Here is a 7,533-nt window from a genome sequence, read left to right on the forward strand (position 1 = left end):
GCGATGACAGCGCCGCCGATCTCACCCGACGACATCCTCCTTGAACTGATCCTTGACGTACGTGATCTCGGTCCGCCCATGAGGCGCGGGCAAGCCGTCTTCGCCGAGGTTGACGAAGACCATCTTCTCCACGGTCAGGATGCTCTTGCGGGTGATTTTGTTGCGCACCTCGCAGGTCAAGGTGATGGAGGTGCGGCCAAACTCGGTGGCGGTGATGCCCAGCTCGATGATGTCGCCCTGGCGCGAAGCGCTGACGAAATTGATTTCCGAAATGTACTTGGTGACCACGCGCTGGTTGCCCAGCTGGACAATGGCGTAGATCGCCGCCTCCTCGTCGATCCAGCGCAACAGGCTGCCGCCGAACAGCGTGCCGTTGGGGTTGAGGTCTTCGGGCTTGACCCATTTGCGGGTGTGGAAATTCATGATCACTCCTGAGCGTCTGGCCGTTGAATAGCCGCATCATGGCAGACCGGGCGGTCAGGCTCTAGGTCGCGGGCCCTATGACGATCATCGGCAATTTCGATTTGCCGACAGAAACCCTTTTGGAAGATCCGATTAGCCCGTTATAATCGCCCCGCTTTACCCGGTCCACCCGTTGGACCGTTCCCGCCACCTGTCCGAGGGGCGCTGCAGCAGGCTCGACCTGTCAGGCTCGGATGGGGCGTTGTTTGTACGGGCCTGCCCGCACGGACACTAAACGCACAACGGCGCCCATTCGCATACATTACGAATGGAGGCTCTTCATGAGCGCTGTTATCACGCCTGCAGCTTTTACCGATTACAAAGTCGCCGACATGTCCCTGGCTGCCTGGGGTCGTCGCGAAATCATCATCGCCGAATCCGAAATGCCAGCCCTGATGGGTCTGCGTCGCAAGTACTCTGGCGAACAGCCATTGAAAGGCGCAAAAATCCTCGGCTGCATCCACATGACCATCCAGACTGCCGTGCTGATCGAAACCCTGGTTGCCCTGGGTGCCGAAGTGCGCTGGTCGTCCTGCAACATCTTCTCGACCCAGGACCAGGCCGCTGCCGCCATCGCCGCCGCCGGTATCCCGGTATTCGCCTGGAAAGGCGAGACCGAGCAAGAGTACGAGTGGTGCCTGGAACAGACCATCCTCAAGGATGGCCAGCCATGGGACACCAACATGATCCTCGACGACGGCGGCGACCTGACCGAGCTGCTGCACAAGAAATACGCATCCGTGCTGGAAAACGTCCACGGCGTGACCGAGGAAACCACCACCGGCGTACACCGCCTGCTGGACATGCTGGCCAAGGGCGAACTGAAGATCCCGGCCATCAACGTCAACGACTCGGTGACCAAGAGCAAGAACGACAACAAGTACGGCTGCCGTCACAGCCTCAACGACGCCATCAAGCGCGGTACCGACCACCTGCTGTCGGGCAAGCAGGCGCTGGTGATCGGCTACGGTGACGTGGGCAAGGGTTCTTCCCAGTCCCTGCGTCAGGAAGGCATGATCGTCAAGGTGTCCGAAGTCGACCCGATCTGCGCCATGCAGGCTTGCATGGACGGTTTCGAGCTGGTTTCGCCGTTCATCGACGGGATCAACGACGGCACCGAAGCCAGCATCGACAAGGCGCTGCTGGGCAAGATCGACCTGATCGTGACCACCACCGGCAACGTCAATGTCTGCGATGCCAACATGCTCAAGGCCCTGAAGAAGCGCGCCGTGGTCTGCAACATCGGTCACTTCGACAACGAAATCGACACCGCTTTCATGCGCAAGAACTGGGCATGGGAAGAAGTGAAGCCACAGGTCCACAAGGTGCACCGCACCGGTACCGGTAGCTTCGACCCACAGAACGACGACTACCTGATCCTGCTGGCCGAAGGCCGCCTGGTTAACCTGGGCAACGCCACCGGTCACCCAAGCCGCATCATGGACGGTTCGTTCGCCAACCAGGTCCTGGCCCAGATCTTCCTGTTCGGCCAGAAATACGCCGACCTGTCGCCGGCCCAGAAAGCCGAGCGCCTGACCGTGGAAGTACTGCCCAAGAAACTCGACGAAGAAGTGGCCCTGGAAATGGTCCGCGGTTTCGGCGGCGTGGTCACCAAACTGACCAAGCAACAGGCTGACTACATCGGCGTCACCGTCGAAGGCCCGTTCAAGCCGCACGCTTACCGCTACTGATCGGCGCTGCTCCCCCACGGGAGCAGGCTTTTTTGTGGGAGCGAGCTTGCTCGCGATGCAGACACCTCGGCCCAACTGCCGTACCGAGGCGATGGCAATCGCGAGCAAGCTCGCTCCCACATAAGCCCGCCCCCACCAGGGATATGCAAGCCTCACCGGCCTACGAGTTTCCAAGGATATGACCATGTCCCAAGACCGTCGCTACAGCTTCGAGTTCTTCCCGACGAAGACCGATGCTGGGCATGAAAAACTGATCGCCACTGCCCGCCAGTTGGCCAGCTACAACCCCGATTTCTTCTCCTGCACCTATGGCGCCGGCGGTTCGACCCGTGATCGCACCCTGAACACCGTGTTGCAGCTCGAAAGCGAAGTCAAAGTTCCCGCAGCCCCTCACCTGTCCTGCGTCGGCGACAGCAAGGACGACCTGCGCAGCCTGTTGGCCCAGTACAAGGCCGCCGGCATCAAGCGCATCGTTGCCCTGCGCGGCGACCTGCCGTCGGGCATGGGCATGGCCAGCGGTGAGCTGCGCCACGCCAACGAACTGGTGAGCTTCATTCGTGAAGAAACCGGCGAACACTTCCACGTCGAAGTGGCTGCGTATCCGGAAATGCACCCGCAAGCACGCAACTTCGAAGACGATCTGCGCAATTTCGTACGCAAGGCCAATGCTGGCGCCAACAGCGCCATCACCCAGTACTTCTTCAACGCCGACAGTTATTTCTACTTCGTCGAACGTATCCGCAAGCTGGGCGTCGACATTCCTGTCGTGCCGGGAATCATGCCGATCACCAACTACAGCAAGCTGGCACGCTTCTCCGACGCATGCGGTGCAGAAATCCCACGCTGGATCCGCAAACAACTGGAAGCCTATGGCGATGACTCCTCAAGCATCCAAAGCTTCGGCGAGGAAGTCATCACACAAATGTGTGAACGTTTGTTGCAGGGCGGCGCACCGGGGCTGCATTTCTATACCCTTAACCAGGCCGAGCCCAGCCTCGCGGTATGGAACAACCTCAAGCTGCCGCGCTGATTGACTTAATGCGGTGGTACAAAGAGGCCTTGGCGAAAACCAAGGCCTTTTTTTTAAGCGCAGACATCTGGAGGATTGCAGTAGATGCCTAATGGTCACAGGCTAACGACCCCACAACTCATTTATCTGGTCTACGGGGCCGAAACCTACCACCAGGAAGCGTTGTTCAGCATCGCCAGCGCGTTGGCCGGCCTGCGCAAGACGCCGGACGAAGCCTTGGATATCCAGGTGTTCACCGACAATCCCGCACCGTACGCAGGGCTGCCGGTGCGTTTGCGCCCGCTGGACAATGAAACCCGCCAGGCCTGGATCGAACCCCACGGGTATCACTTCCGTGCCAAGCACGTGGTAATGCAGAAGGTGCTCGAAGAAGCCGAAGTGGCGCTGCTGATCGACACCGACACTTTTTTCCATTGCTCCCCCCTCGAACTGTTTCGCCGCGTCCAGCCTGGCACGTTGCTGTGCAATGCCTTCGGCCTGACGTATGGCGCCAACAAGGACGCCGGGCTTTACCTGACACTGGCCGACACACTGCGCCAGCGGCAGTTGGCGGACGACGACATGCCCTTGTTGAACTCCGGGGTCATTGGTCTCAACTGCGTCGATGCGTCAGTCCTGGATCGCTCGATCGCCCTGATGGATGAGCTGTATCCATTGGCGAAGGGTGCCTACACGCTGGAAGAGTTCTGCCTTTCGGTAGCGGCCTATCGCTCGGTGCAAGTGCGCGAATGCCCGGACCTGATCCACCACTATTGGAGCCGCAAGCAGCTGTTCCGCGCCAAGACCAAAGCCTGGCTCGACAAACATGGCGCCGCACCGACTTGCCACCAGGCCCTGGATGAAACCGGCCAAGTCACCGCCACCCTACCTCGGCCGCCGACCTTCCAACGCCTGGCCTACAAATTCATCACCCTGGGGCTGCCCAGCCATAAACGCCAGTTCATGCGCGAGATTCTCTATGGCTGCTATCGCCATACCAACGAGTTCGATCAGGCCTGCGCCCCGGTCTGGTGGGAAAAAGCCCTGGAGAACGTCGAACATCGCCTGGAAAAATCGCTGCAGGACCATGAACTCAAACGTTGGCTCGATCATCCGCTGATTCGTCTCGTGCTGGGTGAGCGCCGCGAAGCCATCTATGCGCACCTGATGCAGGCAAAAGGCAAGTAGTGGCCTGTGTGGTGAGTTCGTCAGTTCAAATTCGCAGAAGTTGACTCACTAGCCAAACAGGCCACCAGGGCACAGGCCAGGGCGCTCTAGCTATTTGATAAGCTCTCGTCGTAACCTCAGGCCCATGCCCGTCATTGTCCAGCTGCTGACCGCCCTTCTTCTCTTGTGCCTGAGCGTGACCGCCCAGGCCGAGAAGTTGCGCATTGTCACCGAACCCTGGGCGCCTTATGTCTACGAAGAGAACGGCAAGAAGCTCGGCCTGGATTACGAAACCACGGCCATTGTGTTCAAGCGCCTGGGCATCGATGTGGAATGGCAGTTCCTGCCCTGGAAGCGGTGCCTGGCGATGCTGGAACAAGGGTTGGCGGACGGTGCGCTGGACATTTTCCACAGCGATGAGCGCGATGCCCTGTTGCTTTACCCCAGCGAACCGCTGTCGGACGTGGAATTCGTGATGTTCTACGCCAACGCCCGCCCCCATCCGTTTCGCACGCTCGACGACCTGGGCGGCCTGACCGTCGGCACCTCGCCCGGCTACCTGTACAGCCAGGCCTTCAGTGAGTCGACCCTGTTCAAACGTGAAGCGGCGCCCACCCACGAAGCCAACTTCGGCAAGTTGCAACTGGGGCGGATCGACCTGCTCATCACCGACCGCAGGGTCGGCCGACATGTGCTCGAACAAATGCAGTTGGGCGACCAGATCACCGAAAACCCGGTGGTGGTGAGCCGTCAAAGCCAATACCTGGCGGTGCGACGCAATGCCGGGATGGATTTGCTGGTGCAACGCTTCAGTGCTGAACTCAAGCGTTTCAAGCGCGAACCGGCCTATGCCGAACTGAGCGCCCGCTACGGCGCAGGCGATATGACCAAGGCCACTTCGCCCGGCCGGGCCAGCACTGAAATAAACCGTTGAGCAGCAGGAAAGCGGCGCGAGGCGTTTGCTCTGTTATACTCCGGCCTTCCCGCCAGGCTCACGCCCGGACGCCCGGTCTTGCAAAAGGCATCCCGACACCGCTACAGCGCAGCCTACAGCCCGCGCGAGCCTTGTCCGGACCCGCCTTCGAGGCCCGGCAGGACCGGACGGGATGACGTCTTTTGGTTGAACGTCATTCGCGCCCGGCAAGACTATCCCATTGGGCCAGGCCCTCACTAAAACAGGATTACTCATGTCCTTTGCTTCCCTCGGTCTCTCCGAGGCTTTAGTCGGCGCCATCGAAGCCGCCGGCTATACCCAGCCTACCCCGGTGCAACAGCGGGCCATTCCCGCCGTGTTGCAAGGTCGCGACCTGATGGTCGCGGCGCAGACAGGTACTGGTAAAACCGGTGGTTTCGCCCTTCCGATCCTGGAGCGGTTGTTTCCCAACGGTCACCCAGACAAATCCCAGCGTCATGGCCCGCGCCAACCGCGCGTACTGGTCCTGACCCCCACCCGCGAACTGGCGGCCCAGGTACACGAGAGCTTCAAGGTCTACGCTCGCGACCTGAAGTTCGTCAGCGCCTGCATTTTTGGCGGCGTCGGCATGAACCCCCAGGTCCAGGCCATGTCTCGTGGCGTCGATGTACTGGTGGCCTGCCCCGGTCGCCTGCTGGACCTGGCCGGCCAGGGCAGCGTCGATTTGTCCCACGTTGAAATCCTCGTGCTGGACGAAGCCGACCGCATGCTCGACATGGGCTTCGTCCATGACGTGAAGAAAGTCCTCGCCCGCCTGCCCGCCAAGCGCCAGAACCTGCTGTTTTCGGCGACGTTCTCCAAGGACATCACCGACCTGGCCGGCAAGCTGCTGCACAACCCGGAGCGCATCGAAGTCACGCCGCCGAACACCACGGTCGAGCGTATCGAGCAGCGTGTGTTCCGCCTGGCGGCCAGCCACAAGCGTGCCCTGCTGGCGCACCTGATTACCGCCGGTGCCTGGGAACAGGTCCTGGTCTTCACCCGTACCAAGCACGGCGCCAACCGCCTGGCCGAATACCTGGACAAGCACGGCCTGCCAGCCGTGGCGATCCACGGCAACAAGAGCCAGAACGCCCGCACCAAGGCCCTGGCCGACTTCAAGGCCGGCGAAGTGCGCATCCTCGTGGCCACCGACATCGCGGCCCGTGGCCTGGACATCGACCAGTTGCCCCACGTGGTCAACTTCGAGCTGCCGAACGTCGATGAAGATTACGTTCACCGTATCGGCCGTACCGGCCGTGCCGGTCGTTCGGGCGAAGCGATCTCGCTGGTCGCGCCGGACGAAGAAAAACTGCTCAAAAGCATCGAGCGCATGACCAAGCAGAAAATCGCCGACGGCGACCTGATGGGCTTCGATGCCAGCACTATCGAAGCCGAGAAGCCTGAAGTACGCGAACGTCCGGATGTGCGTAATCCGCGCAATGCCCGCGGCCCACGGGGCGACGGTCCGAACGGCGGTGGTGGCGGCGGCGGTCGCAAAGACAAAGGCAAGGACAAGGGCAAGGAAAAATCGGCCAGCAACAGCAATGGCCGCGGCGAACGCCCTGCCCGCGAACAGAAGCCCCGCGAAGGCACCCCGGCCCGTGAGCAGCAGCGTCCGGCTCCACGCGCCGCAGCCGATCGTGCCCCGGACGAGTTCCTGGATGACGATGTCGATAACTTCGGTAACCGCGTCGACTACGTGCCACAGCAGAAACCAGCCCAGGGCCGCGGTCGCCGTCCGGGTGCCCCGGCACAAGGCGCAGGTGCAGGCGCACCGCGCAGTGGCCAGCCACAGGGTCGCCAGAACGGTCCGCGCAACAGCAACGGCTCGTCTACCGGCACACCGCCGGCCAAGCGCAGCGGCCCACGCAACGGTGCCCCCCGTGACGGCCAGGCCCGTCGCGACGACACCCGCCCGCGCCGCCCGGCCCGTGACGACCAGCCTCGCCAGGAACCGGCCGTGCAGAACCCGCGCAGCAACCAGCCGAAAATCATGCACAAGGAATCGAAAGCCGATCGCTTCCCGACACCTGAACAGCTGGATCAACTGCCAAGCCGTCCACGGGGCGAAAAACCGGCATTGCTGACACGCAATCGCTGAGTTTTTCCAAACCGTGAAAAAGCCCCGGGTCTCGCGACCCGGGGCTTTTTTTGGCTCGACACATTCCAGATGTGGGAGCGAGCTTGCTCGCGATAGCGGTGTATCAGCCAACACCAATGTGACAGAACTGCCGTCATCGCGAGCAAGA

The 7,533-nt window shown here is 61.4% G+C and carries 5 protein-coding genes, 1 pseudogene and 1 riboswitch; of the genes and pseudogenes, 5 read left to right on the forward strand and 1 reads right to left on the reverse strand.

Annotated features, from left to right (window positions below; genetic code table 11):
- Positions 1-21: 21 nt before the first annotated feature.
- The gene (locus J4E53_RS28940) at positions 22-423 is read right to left on the reverse strand and encodes an acyl-CoA thioesterase (protein WP_060740235.1); all 402 of its coding nucleotides are present in this window, start codon (positions 421-423) and stop codon (positions 22-24) included.
- A gap of 190 nt (positions 424-613) precedes the next feature.
- Positions 614-720, forward strand: a riboswitch (S-adenosyl-L-homocysteine riboswitch).
- 23 nt (positions 721-743) lie between these two features.
- On the opposite strand from J4E53_RS28940, the gene ahcY reads away from it, so the two are divergent.
- The 5 genes and pseudogenes from ahcY to J4E53_RS28965 all read left to right on the forward strand — a co-directional run bounded on the left by ahcY (position 744) and on the right by J4E53_RS28965 (position 7,385).
- Entirely contained in the window at positions 744-2,153 is a 1,410-nt protein-coding gene (ahcY, locus tag J4E53_RS28945; protein ID WP_103311190.1) for an adenosylhomocysteinase, read from the forward strand.
- A gap of 184 nt (positions 2,154-2,337) precedes the next feature.
- Positions 2,338-3,183, forward strand: coding sequence for a methylenetetrahydrofolate reductase [NAD(P)H] (metF, locus tag J4E53_RS28950; RefSeq protein WP_060740233.1), 846 nt, complete (start codon positions 2,338-2,340; stop codon positions 3,181-3,183).
- 84 nt (positions 3,184-3,267) lie between these two features.
- Positions 3,268-4,350, forward strand: a complete 1,083-nt coding sequence (locus J4E53_RS28955; protein WP_103311192.1) for a hypothetical protein — start codon at positions 3,268-3,270, stop codon at positions 4,348-4,350.
- A gap of 124 nt (positions 4,351-4,474) precedes the next feature.
- Positions 4,475-5,285 (forward strand): annotated as a pseudogene (locus J4E53_RS28960) (substrate-binding periplasmic protein); the annotation flags it as partial.
- A 231-nt stretch (positions 5,286-5,516) separates the two neighbouring features.
- Positions 5,517-7,385 (forward strand): DEAD/DEAH box helicase, encoded by a 1,869-nt coding sequence (locus J4E53_RS28965; RefSeq protein WP_092204931.1) that lies wholly within the window; start codon positions 5,517-5,519, stop codon positions 7,383-7,385.
- Positions 7,386-7,533: the final 148 nt, after the last annotated feature.

The organism is Pseudomonas sp. FW305-28 (genome assembly GCF_017351395.1).
Lineage (GTDB): Bacteria > Pseudomonadota > Gammaproteobacteria > Pseudomonadales > Pseudomonadaceae > Aquipseudomonas > Aquipseudomonas fluorescens_AA.

What these genes read in the sequence shown, in the direction of transcription:
- J4E53_RS28940 (WP_060740235.1), bottom strand. Translation starts at nt 423, where the DNA reads ATGAATTTCCACACCCGCAAATGGGTCAAGCCCGAAGACCTCAACCCC.
- ahcY (WP_103311190.1), top strand. Translation starts at nt 744, where the DNA reads ATGAGCGCTGTTATCACGCCTGCAGCTTTTACCGATTACAAAGTCGCC.
- metF (WP_060740233.1), top strand. Translation starts at nt 2,338, where the DNA reads ATGTCCCAAGACCGTCGCTACAGCTTCGAGTTCTTCCCGACGAAGACC.
- J4E53_RS28955 (WP_103311192.1), top strand. Translation starts at nt 3,268, where the DNA reads ATGCCTAATGGTCACAGGCTAACGACCCCACAACTCATTTATCTGGTC.
- J4E53_RS28965 (WP_092204931.1), top strand. Translation starts at nt 5,517, where the DNA reads ATGTCCTTTGCTTCCCTCGGTCTCTCCGAGGCTTTAGTCGGCGCCATC.